At 65.3% G+C, this 18,183-nt stretch carries 17 protein-coding genes; 4 read left to right on the top strand and 13 right to left on the bottom strand.

Annotated elements, in window-relative coordinates; all coding sequences use genetic code 11:
* Window positions 1–54 precede the first annotated feature (54 nt).
* The 4 genes from AC1DEZ_RS10880 to AC1DEZ_RS10865 form a co-directional block, all read right to left on the bottom strand.
* Window positions 55–834: an amino acid ABC transporter ATP-binding protein gene (locus AC1DEZ_RS10880; protein WP_441511535.1), complete on the bottom strand. Its 780-nt coding sequence runs from the start codon at window positions 832–834 to the stop codon at window positions 55–57.
* A gap of 35 nt (window positions 835–869) precedes the next feature.
* Window positions 870–2,249, bottom strand: coding sequence for an amino acid ABC transporter permease (locus AC1DEZ_RS10875; RefSeq protein ID WP_441511345.1), 1,380 nt, complete (start codon window positions 2,247–2,249; stop codon window positions 870–872).
* Between the two features lie 10 nt (window positions 2,250–2,259).
* Window positions 2,260–3,456 carry an amino acid ABC transporter permease gene (locus AC1DEZ_RS10870; RefSeq protein WP_441511344.1) on the bottom strand — a complete coding sequence of 399 codons (1,197 nt, stop codon included), beginning with the start codon at window positions 3,454–3,456 and terminating at the stop codon, window positions 2,260–2,262.
* A gap of 566 nt (window positions 3,457–4,022) precedes the next feature.
* Window positions 4,023–5,045 (bottom strand): amino acid ABC transporter substrate-binding protein, encoded by a 1,023-nt coding sequence (locus AC1DEZ_RS10865; RefSeq protein ID WP_441511343.1) that lies wholly within the window; start codon window positions 5,043–5,045, stop codon window positions 4,023–4,025.
* 262 nt (window positions 5,046–5,307) lie between these two features.
* Between AC1DEZ_RS10865 and metC the strand changes: the two genes are divergently transcribed.
* Complete coding sequence (gene metC, locus AC1DEZ_RS10860; protein ID WP_441511342.1) at window positions 5,308–6,498, top strand: cystathionine beta-lyase; 1,191 nt, start codon at window positions 5,308–5,310, stop codon at window positions 6,496–6,498.
* A 168-nt stretch (window positions 6,499–6,666) separates the two neighbouring features.
* Here the strand turns inward: metC and ppx are convergent, their stop codons facing one another.
* The 5 genes from ppx to AC1DEZ_RS10835 form a co-directional block, all read right to left on the bottom strand.
* The gene (gene ppx, locus AC1DEZ_RS10855; protein ID WP_441511341.1) at window positions 6,667–8,241 is read right to left on the bottom strand and encodes an exopolyphosphatase; all 1,575 of its coding nucleotides are present in this window, start codon (window positions 8,239–8,241) and stop codon (window positions 6,667–6,669) included.
* The gene (locus AC1DEZ_RS10850) at window positions 8,177–10,372 is read right to left on the bottom strand and encodes an RNA degradosome polyphosphate kinase (RefSeq protein ID WP_441511340.1); all 2,196 of its coding nucleotides are present in this window, start codon (window positions 10,370–10,372) and stop codon (window positions 8,177–8,179) included. The genes ppx and AC1DEZ_RS10850 overlap by 65 nt, the downstream gene beginning before the upstream one ends.
* A 127-nt stretch (window positions 10,373–10,499) precedes the next feature.
* Window positions 10,500–11,198, bottom strand: coding sequence for a P-loop NTPase family protein (locus AC1DEZ_RS10845; protein WP_441511339.1), 699 nt, complete (start codon window positions 11,196–11,198; stop codon window positions 10,500–10,502).
* 7 nt (window positions 11,199–11,205) lie between these two features.
* Window positions 11,206–12,315 carry an AI-2E family transporter gene (locus tag AC1DEZ_RS10840; RefSeq protein WP_441511338.1) on the bottom strand — a complete coding sequence of 370 codons (1,110 nt, stop codon included), beginning with the start codon at window positions 12,313–12,315 and terminating at the stop codon, window positions 11,206–11,208.
* Window positions 12,316–12,407: 92 nt separating this feature from the next.
* The gene (locus AC1DEZ_RS10835) at window positions 12,408–12,938 is read right to left on the bottom strand and encodes a CDP-alcohol phosphatidyltransferase family protein (protein ID WP_441511534.1); all 531 of its coding nucleotides are present in this window, start codon (window positions 12,936–12,938) and stop codon (window positions 12,408–12,410) included.
* A 207-nt stretch (window positions 12,939–13,145) separates the two neighbouring features.
* On the opposite strand from AC1DEZ_RS10835, the gene purM reads away from it, so the two are divergent.
* Together purM and purN are read left to right on the top strand one after the other, a co-directional pair.
* Window positions 13,146–14,219, top strand: coding sequence for a phosphoribosylformylglycinamidine cyclo-ligase (gene purM, locus AC1DEZ_RS10830; protein ID WP_441511337.1), 1,074 nt, complete (start codon window positions 13,146–13,148; stop codon window positions 14,217–14,219).
* A 56-nt stretch (window positions 14,220–14,275) separates the two neighbouring features.
* Window positions 14,276–14,839 carry a phosphoribosylglycinamide formyltransferase gene (gene purN / locus AC1DEZ_RS10825; protein WP_441511533.1) on the top strand — a complete coding sequence of 188 codons (564 nt, stop codon included), beginning with the start codon at window positions 14,276–14,278 and terminating at the stop codon, window positions 14,837–14,839.
* On the opposite strand, the gene AC1DEZ_RS10820 is transcribed toward purN, so the two are convergent.
* The 3 genes from AC1DEZ_RS10820 to AC1DEZ_RS10810 all read right to left on the bottom strand — a co-directional run bounded on the left by AC1DEZ_RS10820 (window position 14,767) and on the right by AC1DEZ_RS10810 (window position 16,462).
* Window positions 14,767–15,564, bottom strand: a complete 798-nt coding sequence (locus tag AC1DEZ_RS10820) for a helix-turn-helix transcriptional regulator (RefSeq protein WP_441511336.1) — start codon at window positions 15,562–15,564, stop codon at window positions 14,767–14,769. The genes purN and AC1DEZ_RS10820 overlap by 73 nt on opposite strands.
* Before the next feature lie 248 nt (window positions 15,565–15,812).
* Window positions 15,813–16,175, bottom strand: coding sequence for a hypothetical protein (locus AC1DEZ_RS10815; RefSeq protein WP_441511335.1), 363 nt, complete (start codon window positions 16,173–16,175; stop codon window positions 15,813–15,815).
* A gap of 86 nt (window positions 16,176–16,261) precedes the next feature.
* Window positions 16,262–16,462 (bottom strand): hypothetical protein, encoded by a 201-nt coding sequence (locus tag AC1DEZ_RS10810; RefSeq protein WP_441511334.1) that lies wholly within the window; start codon window positions 16,460–16,462, stop codon window positions 16,262–16,264.
* A 284-nt stretch (window positions 16,463–16,746) separates the two neighbouring features.
* Between AC1DEZ_RS10810 and AC1DEZ_RS10805 the strand changes: the two genes are divergently transcribed.
* Window positions 16,747–17,589: a MipA/OmpV family protein gene (locus AC1DEZ_RS10805; RefSeq protein ID WP_441511333.1), complete on the top strand. Its 843-nt coding sequence runs from the start codon at window positions 16,747–16,749 to the stop codon at window positions 17,587–17,589.
* Window positions 17,590–17,701: 112 nt separating this feature from the next.
* Here AC1DEZ_RS10805 and ndk read toward each other — a convergent pair whose 3' ends face one another.
* Window positions 17,702–18,124, bottom strand: coding sequence for a nucleoside-diphosphate kinase (gene ndk / locus AC1DEZ_RS10800; protein WP_441511332.1), 423 nt, complete (start codon window positions 18,122–18,124; stop codon window positions 17,702–17,704).
* Window positions 18,125–18,183: the final 59 nt, after the last annotated feature.

Genomic DNA, 18,183 nt, shown 5'->3' with positions numbered 1-18,183 from the left:
AAAAGCGCGCCGGCAAGGCCGGCGCGCTTCCATCGCTCGCTAAGCTGTTCTTCCTCAGTGCAGGATCTGGCTGAGGAAGAGCTTGGTGCGCTCATGCTGCGGGTTCTTGAAGAACTCGTTCGGGGTGTTCATCTCGACGATCTGGCCGGCATCCATGAAGATGACGCGGTCGGCGACCTGGCGGGCGAAGCCCATTTCGTGCGTGACGCAGAGCATGGTCATGCCCTCCTCCGCCAGCGAGACCATGGTGTCGAGCACCTCCTTGACCATCTCGGGGTCGAGCGCCGAGGTCGGCTCGTCGAACAGCATGATCTTCGGGCTCATGCACAGCGAGCGGGCGATCGCCACTCGCTGCTGCTGGCCACCGGACAGCTGGCCCGGATATTTCGCCGCCTGCTCGGGGATCTTGACGCGCTTGAGATAGTGCATCGCGATCTCCTCGGCGTCCTTCTTGGGCATCTTCCGCACCCAGATCGGCGCCAGCGTCAGGTTCTCCAGAATCGTCAGATGCGGGAACAGGTTGAAGTGCTGGAACACCATACCGACGTCACGGCGAATCTCGTCGATCTTCTTGAGGTCGTTGGTGAGCTCCGTGCCGTCGACGATGATCTGGCCCTTCTGATGCTCTTCAAGCCGGTTGATGCAGCGGATCATCGTCGACTTGCCCGAACCCGACGGGCCGCAGATCACGAGCTTCTCACCGCGCTGAACCTTGAGGTTGATATCGCGCAGAACGTGGAACTCGCCGTACCACTTGTTCACGCCGATCATCTCGACCGCGGTCGCGGTGTTGAGAGACGTCTGCTTCAGCGCAGCGGGCCGGGTGTCGGTCATCTTGGTTTCTGCCATTGCCATGGTCGTCATCCCTCTCAACGTTTTTGGCCGGCGGCTAGGCGCTTTTCGACAGCTACCGAGTAGCGCGACATTCCCCAGCAGCAAAGGAAATAGAAGAGCGCGGCGAAAGCGTAAGCGGTCGTCCGCGTGGTCGGCGTAGCCCAGGTCGGGTCGACGAGCGTCGCCTCGATCGTACGCAGGAAATCGAAGATGCCGACGATGGTGACCAGCGTCGTATCCTTGAACAGCCCGATGAAGGTGTTGACGATGCCAGGGATCACGATCCGCAGCGCCTGCGGAAGGATGATCAACCGCATCATCTGCCAGTAGCCGAGGCCGAGCGACATGGCGCCCTCATACTGGCCCTTGGGGATCGCCTGCAGGCCGCCGCGCACCACCTCCGCCATGTAGGCGGCGGCGAAGAGCGCGACACCGATCAGCGGCCGAAGCAGCCGGTCCGGCGACCATTCCTGCGGCACGAAGAGCGGCAGCATGGTGTTGGCCATGAACAGCACGGTGATGAGCGGAACGCCACGGACGAACTCGATGAAGATCACCGAGAGCAGCTGGATGGCTGGCAGGCGCGAGCGGCGCCCCAGCGCCAGCAGCACGCCGAGCGGCAGGGAGAAGACGATACCGACCGCGGAGATCAGGAAGGTCACCGTCATGCCGCCCCAGAGCCCCGTATCGACGCGCGGCAACCCGACCTTGTCGGCCAGCACGGCCAGCAGGCCGAAGACGACCAGCGCGATCAGGATCAGGCGCTTTGGCCGGTAGAAGCGCTGCCAGGCCGGCATCTCCTGTTCGACAGCCAGCCGCGCCTCGCCAAGCCAGAACTTGGCCAGCGACGGCACGAAGGACAGGACCAGATAAAGCACCGCCAACGCGAAGCTGAGCAGGATCAGAAAGCGCAGGAAGCTCTCTGCCCGGTCCCCGCCCAGCAGCAGGATGAAGGCGCTCGCCGGCAGGATGACGAAGAAGAAGAAGACGCCGATCTTCTTCAGCGGCGCCTTGGTCCAGAGCAGCCAGACCACGCCAAGCGCGAACATCGCGAAGACGATGTTGACCCGCCAGCGCTCCATCACCGGATAGGACCCGTAGATGAAGTACTGGAAACGGTCGGCGATATAGGCCCAGCAGGCGCCGACCGGCCGGCCGACCTTGTCGGCGAGGCAGGCATCACGATGCTCCCCCGTCCAGACCGCGTCGAGGAAGTAGAAGCGGATCAGGCCCGGCACCGCGTCAAACACGAGATAAACGCAGATCAGGGTCAGGATCGTATTGAGCGGGCTGGAAAACAGGTTGGTCCTGATCCAGGCCCAGGGGCCGGCCACGGAGAGGGGCGCGGGCTCCTGCTGCAGCGTCTCCTTGCGGACGAAGGCGTAAGGGGCGTTCTCGAGCGTTGCGTCGGTCATCGATCCGCCCTCACCGTTCAACCAGCGCCATGCGCTTGTTGTAGAGGTTCATGAAGAACGACGTCACCAGCGAGATCGTCAGATAGACCGCCATGGTGATCGCGACGACCTCGACGGCCTGGCCGGTCTGGTTCAGCACCGTCCCGGTGAAGACCTGCACGAGATCGGGATAGCCGATCGCCACGGCCAGCGACGAGTTCTTGGTCAGGTTGAGGTATTGCGAGGTCAGCGGCGGGATGATGACGCGCATCGCCTGCGGGATGACGACGAGCTTCAGCGTCGGCCCGTTCCTCAAGCCCAGCGCGTGCGCCGCCTCGGACTGCCCCTTCGAAACCGCCAGGATGCCGGCGCGTACGACCTCGGCGATGAAGCCGCCGGTATAGGTCGACAGGCCGATCAGCAGCGCAACGAATTCCGGGAAGATCTGCATGCCGCCGGTGAGGTTGAACCGACCCTGCTGTGGAAGATCGAACGACAGCGGTCGTCCGACCGCGAAGAAAACCAGGAGAGGCACGCCGATGACCAGGCCCAGCGCGACCCAGCCGTTGTGATACTGCTTGCCGGTTTTGGCCTGCTGCCCGCGCGCCCAGATGAAGAACGCGATGGCCGCGACGACGGCGACAATGAAGGCAATGACGACAGCCTCGAAGGCCGGCGCAAATTGCGGGCTGGGCAGGATGATGCCGCGATTGTTGAGATAGATGCTGCCCGGCAGCGCGATCGAGTTGCGGGCATCCGGCAGGGGCTTCAGCACCGCATTGTACCAGAAGAAGAGCTGGAGCAGCAGCGGGATGTTGCGGATGACCTCGACATAGATCATCGCCAGCTTCGCGATGACCCAATTGTTCGAGAGCCGCGCAACGCCGACGGCGAAACCGATGATGGTGGCGAAGACGATGCCGAGGGCGGCAACGAGCAGCGTGTTGAGCAGGCCGACGAGGAAGGCCTGACCATAGGTCGAGCCGCCCTGGGCCGAGAACGGGATCAGCTTCTGGTTGATGTCGAAGCCGGCGGCGTTGTGCCAGAAGCCGAAGCCCGAGGCGATCTTCTGAGCACGCAGGTTCTCGATGGCGTTGGATGCGGCGGACCAGATGAGGAAGCCGACAAGTCCTACCAGCACGATCTGATAGACGTAGCCGCGGATCCTGGGGTCGTAGAACAACGACGCCTTGCCGGGTGATACCGTTTGGTCGGGAATGCTCGACACTTGTCACGCCCCTTTTGCTTCGCTTGTGGCGGCCGGCGATCCTGCGGCTATGCGGTTGCGCCGAGGTCGTCTTGTTGCCCGTGCCGCTTATTCTGTGAGCTGCTTGCTGGAAGGGCGCGCCCTGCGAGCCCCGCCGTCTTTCACGCGCCCGACGCGATGCCGACGCCGATAGCTGCCGCTGCGGCGACAGTGATGCCTTCTGTCTTCATGCCGTTCCCCTGTTCGGAGCGGGTTCGTCCCGCTCTCCCCGATTGAATAAATCTTGAGCAGCAAATGCCGACACGGCAAGCCCTGCTGAAGCAAAAACCCGAACAGCAAATCCCGGACCAACCGCGCTTCGTTCCGTCACGCGCGGTTTTGGAATCTGTGCGCGCCCGACATCGCCTCGTCAACGAACAATCCCGTCAACGCGAGGCAGTGCCTGGCAAACTGCAGATTCGCCCCCTGTCACGGCCGAGACAGGAACGCCGCGAAACGCTTCGAGAGCGGCTCACGGCGCGGAGGCGGCCGCTCGCAGGCCGCAAGACAAAACGGGGCGCCGGTCTACCCGGCGCCCCGCGAATGCATCAGCGAACCGGCGGAGCGTATTGCAGGCCGCCCTTGGTCCAGAGCGCGTTCTGACCGCGGGCGATCTTGAGCAGCGAACCCTGGCCGACGTTGCGCTCGAACGATTCGCCGTAATTGCCGACGTGCTTGACGATGCGCACGACCCAATCCGGCGTCAGGCCGACCTGCTCGCCGAACTTGCCCTCGGTGCCGAGCAGGCGCTTGATCTCCGGATTGTCGGCCTTGAGCTGCTGGTCGACATTCGCCTGGGTGACGCCGAGCTCTTCGGCGTTCAGCATGGCGAAGTGGACCCACTTCACCAGGTTGAACCACTGCGGGTCGTTATTGCGGACGGACGGGCCGAGCGGCTCCTTGGAGATGATCTCCGGCAGGACGATGTGGTCGTCCGGATTGGTGAGCTTCAGGCGCTCGGCATAGAGGCCCGAGGCGTCGGTGGTGAAGGCGTCGCAGCGGCCAGCGTCATAGGCCTTGACCGTCTCGTCAGAGCTCGCGAAGGCCACGACCTCGTATTTCAGGTTGTTGGCGCGGAAATAGTCGGCGAGGTTGAGCTCGGTGGTGGTGCCCTGCTGGGTGCAGACCGAAGCGCCCGAGAGCTGCAGAGCCGAGTTCACGCCGAGCTTCTTGCGGACCATGAAGCCCTGCCCGTCATAGTAGTTGACGCCGGTGAAGAGCAGGCCGAGCGAGGCATCGCGCGTCATCGTCCAGGTCGAGTTGCGCACGAGCACGTCAATCTCGCCCGACTGGAGAGCGGTGAAGCGGTCCTTGGCCGAAAGCGGGATGAACTTCACCTTGTTAGGGTCGTTGAAGATCGTCGCCGCGATGGCGCGGCAGAGATCGACGTCGAGCCCCTTCCAAGTGCCCTGCGCATCGGGAACGCCGAAGCCCGCGAGGCCCGTGTTCGAGCCGCAATTCAGGATACCGCGCTGCTTGACCTGCGCGAGCGTCGCCTGGGCCGAAGCCGCGGTCGCGGAAATCGCCAAGCCGATTCCTGCCGCGAGGGCGGCTGCTAGAAACTTTTTCATCGGTAATCTCCCATTGAAGCCACGTTTCCGGCTCGCGCCGAACGCCATCCTGGTCTCGCCGCCGGCAGCATTTTCGCTGCTCGATTCATCTTGCGATTGCGCGACGCCCCCGTTGCCGAGTCGATTGCCAGAGCGACCCATGAGCGTCAAGCAACCGCCATCCGCCCCCGGCGCCCCTTGTTCGCCGCATACATCACATGCGAGTTTGGGGGGTGTGGTCAAGCCCGACTGCATTTTCCTGCCTTCGAGACCCGCTGTTTCCATGAAAAAGCTGTCTTCTCCTGAATTTGCGCGCCTTGGCGAGCGGACACGCCTCGTGCTGGCCGGACGCGACCCGGGCGATAGCTACGGCTTTGTCAATCCGCCTATCGTACGAGGCTCGACGGTCGTCTACCCGAACACCGAGGACTTCCTGGTCCGCAAGGCGCGCTACACCTACGGCACGGACGGCAACCCGACGCTCGACGCGTTCATGGCCGCGGCCAACACGATCGAGGGCGGGTCCGGCGTGGTCGTCACACCCTCAGGGCTGATGGCCTGCACGCTCGCCTTCCTGACCATGCTCTCTGCCGGAGACCATGTGCTGGTCACGGACAGCGTCTACCGTCCGACACGCATCTTCTGCGACACGTTCCTCAAGCGCATGGGCGTCGAGGTCAGCTATTACGACCCGCTGATCGGCGGCGACATCGCCAAGCTCTTCAAGTCGAACACCAAGGCCGTCTGGACCGAGGCGCCGGGCTCCCAGACCTTCGAGATGCAGGACATCCCGGCCATCGTCGCGGCAGCGCAGGCACGCGACATCCTGGTCGCGATGGACAATACCTGGGCGACGCCGCTCTTCTTCGATGCCCATAAATTCGGTGTCGACTACTCGGTGCAGGCCGGCACCAAATATTACGCGGCGCATTCCGACGTGCTGATCGGCACCGTCTCGGCGCGGACGCCGGACCTGTTCAAGAAGCTGCGCGCAGCCTGGAATCAGCTCGGGCTGATCGTCGCGCCGGAAGACGCGTTCCTGACGCTGCGCGGCATGCGGACCATGGCCGTACGCCTGAAAGAGCAGATGCCGGCCGGCATCGCCATGGCCGAATGGCTGAGCGAGCGCCCCGAGGTCGCCCGCGTCCTCCACCCTGCCCTACCGGGTGCGCCGGGGCACGAGATCTGGAAGCGCGACTTCACCGGCGCCTCATCGCTCTTCACCATCGAGCTGAAGCCCGTCTCGATGAAGGCGGTCGGTGCGATGCTCGACGGGCTGACCCTGTTCGGCATCGGCGCCTCCTGGGGCGGCTATGAGAGCCTCGTCCTGCCCTTCGACTGCAAGGACTATCGGACCGCGACCAAGCCCGATTTCAAGGGGCCGACGATCCGCATCCATATCGGCCTCGAAGACATCGACGACCTGAAGGTCGATCTCGACGCGGGCTTCGCGCGACTACGCGCGGTTGGGTAAACCGGCGCACTGCTTGTCATTCCGGGGCTTCGCGTAGCGAAGAACCCGGAACCTGGACGCGGCTCACAACCGAACACCTATATCTCACCCAGTCCTGGGTTCCGGGTTGGCGCCTGTGGCGCGCCCCGGAATGACAAAGATGCGTTTTGAAGCCGCCGCGACGGCGCCTCAGAGCCGGCCGATCTCGAAATCGCGCCCGAGCAGCTTGGCGAGCTGCTTGAGGCGGCCCTCGACGCGCTCGCTGGACAAGGAGGCGAGATCGCCCGGGAAGCGCAGAAGCAGGCGGTTATCGACGCAGGTCGCCGGAATTCGCGGCAGGATGCCGGCCATCCCCGCCGACAAGAGATAGGCGACGCGGAAGATCGCGGCGATCAGCGTCGCACGCGCGAGAAGCGGCGGCTGAAGCAGCGTCTTCAGGCCTTCCGCCGCCGGAGAGCTGGCCTTCAGCCCGGCATAGCGATGGAAGATCGCCATCGCCAGGAAGGCCCGGCCGACATGGTCGATGCCGGTGAAATAGGCATGGGCAATGACGTTCATGCTCTGCTCGCCGCGATAATCGGGATGGGCGCGCCAGCCGATATCGGAAAGCAGGCAGACGGTCTCGATCAGGCGCCCGGAGGGCTCGTCCTGCGCGAGCCCCGCCGTTTCGAGAATTCCGCCCACCCAAGCGATGAGATCTGCTGCGTGGCGCGGATCGCGCGCACGCAGCAGATTGTAGTCGCGCGCGGCCTGCAGCAGCGGATCGGAGGTCTGTTCCTGCGGCGAGAGCTGCTCGTGCAGCAGCCCCTCGCGCACGCCCTGCGCCGAAATGACGATGCTGCGGGGCTTGCCGCGCTTGATCAGTTCGTCGAGCACCAGCGCGCCATAGGCGAGCAGCGGCCGGCGCGCCGAGGAGACCGAATCGATGGCGTCGAGCACCGAGGCATCGGCCCGCTCGACCAGCTTGACGAAGTCGGCCGCGTCCTTGGGCGGGATCGCGTAGCCATGCATCACGTTTAGCGGGTAGTTCACACGGCGCTGGTGCAAGGTCGCCAAAGCGCGCCAGGTGCCGCCGACGGCGAAGAAATCGCGCCCCTTCATGGCGGCGAGCTGCGGCAGCTTGTCGAGTTCGTCCTTCACGATCTTCTCGGCTGATCGGATCGAGCCCTTCGAGCGATCAAGCAGAGCCAGGCCGCCGAGCGGGACGCTGGCACCCTTCCCGACGGCTCCCTTCTTGACGGAGATCAGCTCCAGGCTGCCACCGCCGAGATCGCCCACGACCCCATCGGGGGCATCAAAACCAGAGATCACGCCGAGGCCCGAGAGAATCGCCTCACGGCCGCCCGAGATCAGCTCGATCGGCTGACCGATCGCCTCCTCGGCGCGGGCGATGAACTCCGGACCGTTCTCGGCATAGCGCGCGGCGGCGGTCGCGATGACGCGGAGCTCGCCGACATGCATCGCCTCGCAGAGGATCCGGAAGCGCACGAGGGCCTGGATCGCCTTCTCGATCGCGTCCTCCGCCAACCGGCCGGTCGTGGCGACCTGCCGGCCGAGACCGGCCATCTCCTTCTCGTTGAAGACCTGCGATGGCGCCCGCGCCAGCATCTCGTAGACGACGAGACGGACCGAGTTCGAACCGATATCGACGATGGCGATGGTGTCGGAGAGCGCAAGCCGCCCCGGCGCGTGCCGGAGCTCAGGCCTTACGGCCTCCCCGGCGCGAGAGGGAACGGGGACTTGAATTCGAGAGCGATTTTCCACGTCCGGACAGACTCGGGTTCGTCATGAAGTACTTATGCGCGTTGAACGGCTCTTCGTTCGGCGCGGGGACAATGCGGCGCGAGCCGCCATCGGGCAATATCGTCCAGCTCTGCTCGTTGTCGAGCAGGTTGGCCAGCATGATCTGATCGAGCAACTGCTGATGCACGGTCGGATTGAGGATCGGCGTCAGCGCCTCGACCCGGCGGTCGAGGTTGCGCGGCATCAGATCGGCCGAGGAAATGTAGATCTTGGCCTTGGGCGAAGGCATGCCGTGCCCAGCGCCGAAGGCGTAGACGCGCGTGTGCTCGAGGAAGCGGCCGATGATCGACTTGACGCGGATCTTCTCCGACAGGCCGGGCACGCCCGGCCGCAGGCAGCAGATGCCGCGCACGACGAAGTCGATCTCCACGCCTGCCTGGCTGGCGTCATAGAGGGCGTCGATGATCTCGGGATCGACCAGCGAATTGCACTTGCCCCAGATCGCGCCCTTGCGGCCGGCCTTTACATGGGCGACTTCCTCGGCGATGTCGTCGAGCAGGCGCTGCTTGAGGCTTGTCGGCGAGACCGCCATGCGCTCCAACCCAGCCGGCTCAGCGTAGCCGGTGATGAAATTGAAGATGCGCGCGACGTCCTGCGCGATCACCGGATCGGCGGTGAAGAAGGAGACGTCGGTGTAGATGCGGGCCGTGATCGGGTGGTAGTTGCCGGTCGCGATATGGCAGTAGCTGACGAGCTGCCCGGCTTCCCGCCGAACAACGAGCGAGAGCTTGGCRTGGGTCTTSAGCTCGATGAAGCCATAGACGACCTGGACCCCGGCGCGCTCCATCTCCTTCGCCCAGCGAATGTTGGCCTCTTCGTCGAAGCGCGCCTTCAGCTCGACCAGCGCCGTCACAGACTTGCCGGCCTCTGCGGCTTCCGTCAGCGCCTTGACGATCGGCGAGTTCGCCGAGGTGCGGTAGAGCGTCTGCTTGATCGCGACGACATTGGGATCGCGTGCCGCCTGCTGCAGGAACTGCACGACGACGTCGAAGCTCTCATAGGGGTGGTGGACGAGCAGGTCCTTCTGGCGGACCGCAGCGAGGCAGTCGCCGCCATGTTCACGGATGCGCTCGGGGAAGCGGGCGTTGTAGGGCTTGAACTTCAGGTCCGACCGGTCGACGCCGACGAGCTGCGAGAGCTCGTTCAGGCCGATCATGCCGTTGACCTCGACGATCTCGTCGGCATCGACCTTGAGTTCGCGCACGATCAGCCGGCGCAGATGGTCGGGCATACCGGTCGAGACCTCGAGCCGGATGACGACGCCGAGCCGGCGCTGCTTCAGCATGGTCTCGAAGACGCGGACGAGGTCCTCCGCCTCCTCCTCGATGTCGAGATCGGAGTCGCGGATGACGCGGAAGGAGCCGGTGCCCTTGACCTCGTAGCCGGGGAAAAGCTTGCTGATGAACAGCGAAACCGCGTCCTCAAGCGTGATGAAGCGATGCAACCCCTCGCGGGCAAGATCGGGCAGCTCGATGAAGCGGTCGATCTTCACAGGCACGCGGATCAGCGCGTCGAGCTGGCGCCCATCGCTCTTGCGCTCCAGCGCCAGCGCGACGGTGAAGCCGAGATTCGGGATGAACGGGAACGGATGCGCCGGATCGATCGCCAGCGGCGTCAGCACCGGGAAGACGTAGTTGAGGAAATAGTCTTCCAGCCAGATCCTGTCCTGCGAGCCGATATCGCCCGGCTGCAGCAGGTGGATACGATTCTCATGCAGATCGTGGCGGAGTTCCGCCCAGCGCGCCTGCTGGTCGTCGGTAAGGGCCGAAACTGCTTGGCCGATCGCGACGAGCTGCTCGGCCGGGGTGAGACCGTCCTGGCTCGGCGTGACCACGCCGGCCTTGAGCTGCTCGCGCAAGCCGGAGACGCGGACCATGAAGAACTCGTCGAGATTATTCGCCGAGATCGAAAGGAAACGCAGCTGCTCCAGCAGCGGGTGGCTGCGGTTCGAGGCCTCCTCCATGACACGGCGGTTGAACTGCAGCCAGGACAGCTCGCGGTTGATGAAGCGCTCGGGCTGCTGACGCAGCGGCGCAACATCGGCCTCGCTGGAGAGCTTCTCCGGCTCGACGGTCACGGCTTCGAGAGTCATGTGATTCACCCGTGTCCTGATTGTCTTTCCGCCCATAGCGCCGTTGAAGCCATCCTAGCGTGACGTTTCGATGACGGGCGACATGATTTCGTATGACGGCACGGCCGCTCCGCAAGCACGCTCTCTTTCAGCCGGGCTCATCCGGAAACAATTCCGACAGCACCTCCTGTGCCAGCGGGCGCGTGACGCGCCGGCCGCGCTCCAGCGCGACGCGATCGAGGCGGTCCACCACCTGCCGCGCGGCAGCGAAAGAGCGCTCCATCCTGAGCGCCAGCGTCTCGATGACCGCGGTGTCGACCACGAGCTGGCGATCAATGAAGAGCTTGACGAGGAGCGCCCGCAGCAACCCGTCATCGGGCGGCTCGATCGTGGCCCCCGGCGCCAATCTGAGGCGCGACAGCAGATCCGGCACGCGCAGGCCCCAGAAGTCGGGTTCCTTGCGCGCGGTCAGCAGCAGATGTCCGTCGCGCGCCTTCATCGCGTTCATCAGGTGGAAGAGCGCGGCCTCTTCGAGCGGACCGGCATCGCAATCCTCGACGACGAGAGCCCCGCCGGAGACAAGGTGCGGGACCTTGGCCTCGGTCAGCTCCGCGGCCCGAATCGTCCAGGCATGGGCGACGCGGGCCCAGATCGCGGCGAGATGGGTCTTGCCCGCACCTTCCGGCCCGGTGAGACGCAGCCAGGCATCGGGCCATTGCGGCCAGCGCTCGACCAGGCCGTAGGCGGCCTCGTTGGACGGGCCGATCAGGAAATCCTCGACGCCGTGACGGCTGTCGACCGGCAGGTCGAAAGCGAGCTGGCGCGGGCGTGGGGGCACTTCGTTCATGCGTATGTCAGAGTTCGGCGTCGGCGCTGGACTTCGCTCGGGCTGCACGCCTGGCACCGACACCGTGATAGAGGTTGCTGGCGAGATATTGCCGCAGCGCGAAGCGGCAGAGCACGCCGATGACGGCCGCAAGCGGCACCGCCAGCAGCAGGCCGACGAAGCCAAAGAGCGAGCCGAAGGCAAGCAGCGCGAACATCAGCCAGACCGGATGCACGCCGATGGAGTCACCGACGAATTTCGGCTGGAAGATGTTCCCTTCGAGGAACTGCCCGGCAAGGAAGACGCCGAGCGTTGCCAGCGGCCAGGTCCAGTCCGGCCAGAACTGCACGATCGCCACACCGACCGAGAGCACGAGCCCGGTCAGCGAGCCGACATAGGGAATGAAGGACAGGAAGCCCGAGATGATGCCGATCAGCGCGCCGAAATTCACGCCGACGATGCTGAGCCCGATCGCATAGAAGGTTCCGAGCAGCAGGCAGACGAGAGCCTGGCCGCGCAGGAAGCCGGCGATGGCGCGATCCATCTCATGCAGCAGGCTGCGAATGGTGTCGCGGTGATCGAGCGGCAGCCAGCTATCGACGGTCGCGACCATCCGGTCCCAATCGACCAGCAGATAGAAGGCGATGACCGGCGTCAGGACCAGCAGCGAGAACACGCCGACGATGGCGGTGCCGCCGCTCCAGAGCGATTGCAGCAGGCCACCGACCCATTTGGTCGCCTCGCCGACGAGGTTGCCCAGCGAATTCTGCGCTTCCTGTTGCAGCTTCCCGGCGCCGAGGCGTTCAAGCCAGGGGAAACCCTTCTCCATCACCAGGGCCTGCAGCTTGGCCGCGTCGGAAGGCAGCCTGTCGACCAGCCCGGCTAGCTGCCGGCCGAGCAGCGGCGCCAGCAGCACCAGCGCCAGCACGAAGATGATGAGGAAAACGATCAGGATGACGATCGTCGCGGTCAGCCGGTTCATCCCCATCCGCTCCAGCCGGTCTGCCAGGGGATCGAGCAGATAGGCGAGCGCCAGCGCCGCGATAAAGGGCAGCAGGATATCGCGCAGGAGCACGAGCAGGAGGATGAAGACCAGGAGGGAGCCCAGCCAAAAGCCGATCTGGCGCTGCAACGTCATCGATCAGCCTCTTTCGCCTATCGGACCAGCGGAATGGGACAAATGTGCACGGAAAGCCGCAGTTCCAAGCGCCGGCCGCGTGTGAAATCTCGTCAGCCCGCCATGTGGCGCAGCCAGAAGGCGAGATAGGCCGCCATCGAGGCGAGCGTCAACACGGCGACGACGAGTTCGCCGACCACGGCCGCCGGACCGAGATCGATCCCGAAGGCCCGCGAGCCGAGCGCCAGCGCCGCGAAGGCGATCTGCGCCGCCGTGTTGAGCTTGCTGACGAGGAACGGCGCCATCGCGACCGGACGGGCGAGCAGCCACGAGAGCAGCACCGCCGCCACGATCATGATGTCGCGTGCCGCGACGAGAATGACGAGCCAGACCGGGATCGCGCCGACCACCGCCAGCGTGATGTAGATCGAGACGATCAGTGCCTTGTCCGCGATGGGGTCGAGATAGGCGCCGAGCTCGCTCGCCATGCCGCAATGCTTGGCGAGAAAGCCGTCGACAGCGTCGGAAATGCCGGCGACGACAAAGATGATGAAGGCCGCCTCCCAACGCGCGTTCACGATCATGACGATGACGAGCGGCACCAGGAAAAGCCGGGCAACCGTGATCAGGTTCGGGATCGTCATGGCGGCAGCTTCGCTCATGGCGCGACACGATGCCAGCCATGCGTCGTTCACCCGACCTCCGATGTCATCCTGGACAAGTGCCGAAGCCGCGCCGACCCGGGATGACGGCAGTTGCTGGTGAGAAAGCGACAAAACCACCCAAACGCCTTGCCAGCCGCAGCTTGCTTGCCTATCGCTCCCGCGAGCATGCAAGGAAGGCGGAACGCAATGAGCAAGCCCGGCGCAAACGGACTGACCTATGCGCAGGCGGGCGTCGATATCGACGCCGGCAATGCCATGGTCGACGAGATCAAGCCGCTGGTGCGCGCCACGCGCCGGCCGGGCGCGGACGCCGAGATCGGCGGCTTCGGCGGGCTGTTCGACCTCAAGGCCGCCGGCTTCAACGATCCGATCCTGGTCGCGGCCAATGACGGTGTCGGCACCAAGGTGAAGATCGCAATCGAGAGCGGACTGCATTCGACCATCGGCATCGACCTCGTCGCGATGTGCGTCAACGACCTCATCGTCCAGGGCGCCGAGCCGCTGCTCTTCCTCGACTACTACGCCACCGGCAAGCTCGACCCGAAGGTGGGCGTCGAGATCGTGCGCGGCATCGCCGATGGCTGCCGCCAGTCCGGCTGCGCGCTGATCGGCGGCGAAACGGCCGAAATGCCCGGCATGTATGCCGAGAAGGATTACGATCTCGCCGGCTTCGCGGTCGGTGCGGCCGAGCGCGGCACGCTGCTGCCGCGCGAAGACCTGAAGCCCGGCGACGTGGTGTTCGGCCTGCCCTCCTCCGGCGTGCATTCCAATGGCTATTCGCTGGTGCGCCGCATCGTGGCGCTCAGCGGCCTCGGCTGGGAGGCCCCCGCCCCGTTCGACGGCAGCAAGACACTCGCAGAAGCCTTACTCGAGCCGACCCGCATCTATGTGAAGCCGCTGCTGCAGGCACTGAAGGCGACCGACGGCATCAAGGCGCTGGCCCACATCACCGGCGGCGGCTTCCCCGACAACATCCCCCGCGTGCTGCCCGAAGGCCTCGGCGTGGCGCTCGATCTGCCGGCGATCCCGGTCCCGCCGGTCTTCGGCTGGCTCGCCAAGATCGGCGGCGTCGCCGAGCGCGAGATGCTGCGCACCTTCAACTGCGGCATCGGCATGATCGTCGCCGCGCAGGCCGACAAGGCCGATGAGGTTCTCGCGGCGCTGAAGGCTGCCGGTGAGGCGCCGGTGAAGCTCGGCGAGATCGTGCCGGTCGCTGCCGGCGAGGAGCAGGTCAGCTATCGCGGCAAGCTCTCGCTGTGAGCACGGCTAACGCCCGCAAGCGCGTCGGGGTGCTGATCTCCGGGCGCGGCTCCAACATGGTTTCGCTTGCGGAAGCAGCGCAGGCGCCGGGCTATCCGGCCGAGATCGCGCTGGTCATCTCCAACATCGCCGACGTCGCCGGGCTCGACCGGGCCCGCGGCTTCGGCATCGCCACGGCGACGATCGACCATCGCCCCTTTGGCCGGGATCGCGAGGCGTTCGAACGCGCCATGGACGAACTCCTGCGCGTCAACCAGATCGATCTGGTCGTGCTCGCCGGCTTCATGCGCATCCTGACGCCCTGGTTCGTGACGCGCTGGGAAGGGCGGATGATCAATATCCACCCTTCGCTGCTGCCGCTGTTCAAGGGCACGCACACGCACCGACAGGCCCTCGAAGCCGGCGTCAGCGAGCATGGCTGCTCGGTGCATTTCGTCGTGCCGGAACTCGACGCCGGGCCGGTGATCCTGCAGGCGAAGGTGCCGGTCCTGCCCGACGATGACGAGGAGACGCTGTCCAAGCGCGTCCTCGTCGAAGAGCATAAGCTCTATCCGGCGGCGCTGGCGGAGGTCGCGTCCGGCCGCGCCAGGCTGGCGGGCGACGTCGTCATCCGGGCCTGATCGTCCCCGCCCTCGCGCTTGCAGCGTTCCCACTCCTCGCGCGCCCTCTCCTCCTCCTTCTGCCAGCGGCGGAAGAGGTCGGCGCGGCGGGCGGGGTAGCGCTCCTCCAATGCGACGAGGCCAGTCATGCGGTCGGTGCGGAAATGGCGGAAGGCCTGCCGGAGCTCGCACCAGGCAACGACGATGCGCACACGCTCGTAGAAGGTCATGCCAATCGGCCAGATCATGCGCTGTGTCGCATGGCCGCTCTCGTCGCTGTAGTGGATCGAGAGCTTGCGGCCGTTGCGGATGGCGGCGCGCACGGCGGCGACATCGACCTGATCGACCGGCACGTCGCCCGGGTAGGACGCCGCGAACAAGGCGCCATCGAGCAGGATCGGCCGCAGATGCGGCGGCAGCACCGCCGCGACCTTGCTGACCACGTCCTCGGCAGCGCGCGCGAGCACCGGGTCGGCACGCTCGCTCAGCCAGCGCATGCCGACCAGCACGGCCTCGATCTCGTCTGGCGAGAGCATCAATGGCGGCAGGTCGAACCCGGCGTCGAGCACATAGCCGATGCCGGCCTCGCCGCGCACGGGGACGCCCTGGCGCACCAGCGCGCCGATGTCGCGATAGACCGTACGCACGGAGACATCGAGCTCGGAAGCCAGCGTCTCGGCCGTCACGGGGCGCCTGCGGCGACGCAGGCTTTGAATCATGTCGAGCAATCGTTCGGCGCGCTGCACGGCGTCGTCTCCCTACCCGGCCTCGTAGCTGAGGCACCATGGCCCAGCCACGGTGACAGCTTCTGTCAGGAGCGTGTCAGCAGCAAGGCGGGAGACGGAACAAGCGCCGAACGGGACGGCCGTCATGCTCGGGCTTGCCCCGAGCATCTCTCATCGGATGAGGCTCCTGCGCCTCCTTCAGATCGAGTTTCCCGGGTCTGCGCTTCGCTTCGCCCGAGAATGACGCCACTAGAAAGCCGGACCGCCGTTCAGAACGGCCGCTTCAACTTGCACTGGTCGATGAAACGCAGGCCCTTCTCGCGGGCCGAATCGTTGAAATAGCCGGTATCTCGGAACGCCTGGATCTCGTCCTTGGTCATGGCGCTGACCGTGCCCTTGGCATAGCAGCTGCACGGGGTATGCACGGCTTCGCGGGTCGTGCCCAGGAGCTGCGACTGCGTGATCAGGCAGGCGTCGAAGGCGCGCAGCTGGATCATGTATGGGGTGAGGTTCTTCGCGGTCGGATCCGGCGGCGGCAGCGCCGTCGAGCTGCTAGCGGCATAGGCCGAGACGCTTGCCAGGAGCGACAATCCACCGGCCAGCACGACCGCACCCATCCGCCGCATCATCATGATTTCGTCTGCCCTTCGAGAACCGGGCACGTCGCGATCACCATGCTGCGCCCATGTTTCGGCATGGCCATAGAGCTAGGTCAACGTCAAGAGGACGCGCGGTCGTTTACTGCGGTTTTCAAGGATAGTGCTTCCGCTGCGACGTTTTCCGACTGAGTGTCGCCAGTAACCGACCGGACGCCGGGTTCGATTCCGAATTCCGGCTCGTCGATGACCGGCGCCCGGTCCGCCAGCTCGAGAAAAATAGCGGCGCAAAGCAGCCAGACGATCGCCACTTGCATAATCATCGCCGCCTCCTGCGACCTCGGGGCACCGGAGCCCTCCGATGCGTGCGCCCACTCTGGCGGCGATCGATTAACGACCGGTTCCCGACCTCGGACCGTGACCGCTTCGCAGCCCGGCCGCAGGCGCCCCTTGGGGACCAGACCGGCAAAAAGAAAGCCAGCTTTGATCCAACATGTTGATATTCCTGAGATAACGAAAAACTCACCTTAACCGCGCATTAATCCCCTTCCCTCAGATTGCCCTCATTCAATCGTTCGGACGCACTGTCGCGTCGGAGTTCTGGACTATGCGTTGCGTTGCGTATCTGGCTGGTCTGGCGACCTGCCTTTCCCTCTCCCTGCCCGGCGGCGCCCAGGCACAGTCGAGAGACTATTCGACCCTCACCTCGCCCCAGCCGGCCCAGAACTGGTACCTGACGCTCGGCGCCGGCGTGCGCTATCAGCCGGACTACACGGGCTCTGACGACTACGTCTTTCGCGCCCGGCCGATCATCTCGCTGGGCAAGGGCCTGAAGAGCACATGGTGGAGCGCCGAGGACGATGCGATGCTGAGCATCGGCGTCTTCTCCGGCCAGGGCTGGCGCATCGGCTTCTCGGGCGATCTGCTCTGGAAGCGCAACGCCAAGGTCAATCCTGCGCTCGTCGCCGTGCCTGCCACCAAGTTCGGCGCCGAGGCCGGCGGCTTCGTCGAATTCTACCCGACCTCCTGGCTGCGCGGCCGTGTCGATGTGCGCCGCGGCATCGTCGCCCATGACGGCGTCGTCGCCGACTTCAAGCTCGACGCCTTCTCGACGATCGGCCCCTGGACGCTGGGCGCCGGGCCGCGCATGCGGATCGCGTCCGCCGACTACGTGCGGACCTATTTCGGCACCTATGGCGCGATGCCCGGCACGGGCGGCTTCCTGCAGCGCTTCAACGCCGGCGTCCACACCGTGGGCGCGCTGGCACAGCTGACCTATAGCTGGTCTGATCAGCTCAAGACGACGGCCTATGTCGAGTACCAGCACCTCGTCGGCGACGCCGCACGCTCTCCGATCGTCAGGCCGTTCGGCTCGCGCGACTCGATCACCATCGGCCTGTCCGCGAGCTACTCCTTCGATACCGGGACGAACTACTCCTTCGGTCTCTGATAGGCGGCGAGCGTCGGGCCGGCCTGGCGGGTCCGACCGGCAGCTCCAAAGAAAAAGGCGGCCCCGAAGACCGGGCCGCCTTTCTGCTTTCGCAATCGACTGGCGGCTGCGCTCAGCCGACGATCTCGTTGCCCGAGAAGAACTGGGCGATCTCGACCGCCGCCGTCTCCTGAGCGTCCGAGCCATGCACGGTGTTCTCGCCGACCGACAGGGCGAAGAGCTTGCGGATGGTGCCCTCGGCGGCGTTGGCCGGGTTGGTGGCGCCCATCACGTCGCGATAAGCGGCGATGGCATTCTCGCCTTCCAGCACCTGCACGACGACCGGACCCGAGGTCATGAACTCGACGAGCTCGCCGAAGAAGGGGCGCGCCGAGTGCACGGCGTAGAAGGTCTCGGCCTGAGCCTTGGTCATCTGGATGCGCTTCTGCGCGACGATGCGCAGGCCGGCCTTCTCGATGACCGCGTTGACCGCGCCGGTGAGATTGCGCTTCGTCGCGTCGGGCTTGAGAATGGAGAAGGTACGCTGGACAGCCATCGAGAGATCCTTGGATGGGGTGCAAAAAAGGGGAATGCGGCGCGCTTATAGCTGCCGCC

The organism is Allobosea sp. 10L422 (assembly GCF_056395345.1).
Note: the sequence above shows the minus strand (reverse complement) of the source record. Positions and strands in the feature narration are given on the sequence as shown.

Excerpts from the sequence above, each read along its gene's own strand:
- AC1DEZ_RS10815 (WP_441511335.1), bottom strand. The coding sequence starts at position 16,175 with ATGATGATGCGGCGGATGGGTGCGGTCGTGCTGGCCGGTGGATTGTCG.
- AC1DEZ_RS10865 (WP_441511343.1), bottom strand. The coding sequence starts at position 5,045 with ATGAAAAAGTTTCTAGCAGCCGCCCTCGCGGCAGGAATCGGCTTGGCG.
- AC1DEZ_RS10880 (WP_441511535.1), bottom strand. The coding sequence starts at position 834 with ATGACCGACACCCGGCCCGCTGCGCTGAAGCAGACGTCTCTCAACACC.
- AC1DEZ_RS10875 (WP_441511345.1), bottom strand. The coding sequence starts at position 2,249 with ATGACCGACGCAACGCTCGAGAACGCCCCTTACGCCTTCGTCCGCAAG.
- purN (WP_441511533.1), top strand. The coding sequence starts at position 14,276 with ATGGTTTCGCTTGCGGAAGCAGCGCAGGCGCCGGGCTATCCGGCCGAG.
- ndk (WP_441511332.1), bottom strand. The coding sequence starts at position 18,124 with ATGGCTGTCCAGCGTACCTTCTCCATTCTCAAGCCCGACGCGACGAAG.
- metC (WP_441511342.1), top strand. The coding sequence starts at position 5,308 with ATGAAAAAGCTGTCTTCTCCTGAATTTGCGCGCCTTGGCGAGCGGACA.
- AC1DEZ_RS10835 (WP_441511534.1), bottom strand. The coding sequence starts at position 12,938 with ATGACGATCCCGAACCTGATCACGGTTGCCCGGCTTTTCCTGGTGCCG.
- AC1DEZ_RS10805 (WP_441511333.1), top strand. The coding sequence starts at position 16,747 with ATGCGTTGCGTTGCGTATCTGGCTGGTCTGGCGACCTGCCTTTCCCTC.
- purM (WP_441511337.1), top strand. The coding sequence starts at position 13,146 with ATGAGCAAGCCCGGCGCAAACGGACTGACCTATGCGCAGGCGGGCGTC.
- AC1DEZ_RS10845 (WP_441511339.1), bottom strand. The coding sequence starts at position 11,198 with ATGAACGAAGTGCCCCCACGCCCGCGCCAGCTCGCTTTCGACCTGCCG.
- AC1DEZ_RS10840 (WP_441511338.1), bottom strand. The coding sequence starts at position 12,315 with ATGACGTTGCAGCGCCAGATCGGCTTTTGGCTGGGCTCCCTCCTGGTC.
- AC1DEZ_RS10810 (WP_441511334.1), bottom strand. The coding sequence starts at position 16,462 with ATGATTATGCAAGTGGCGATCGTCTGGCTGCTTTGCGCCGCTATTTTT.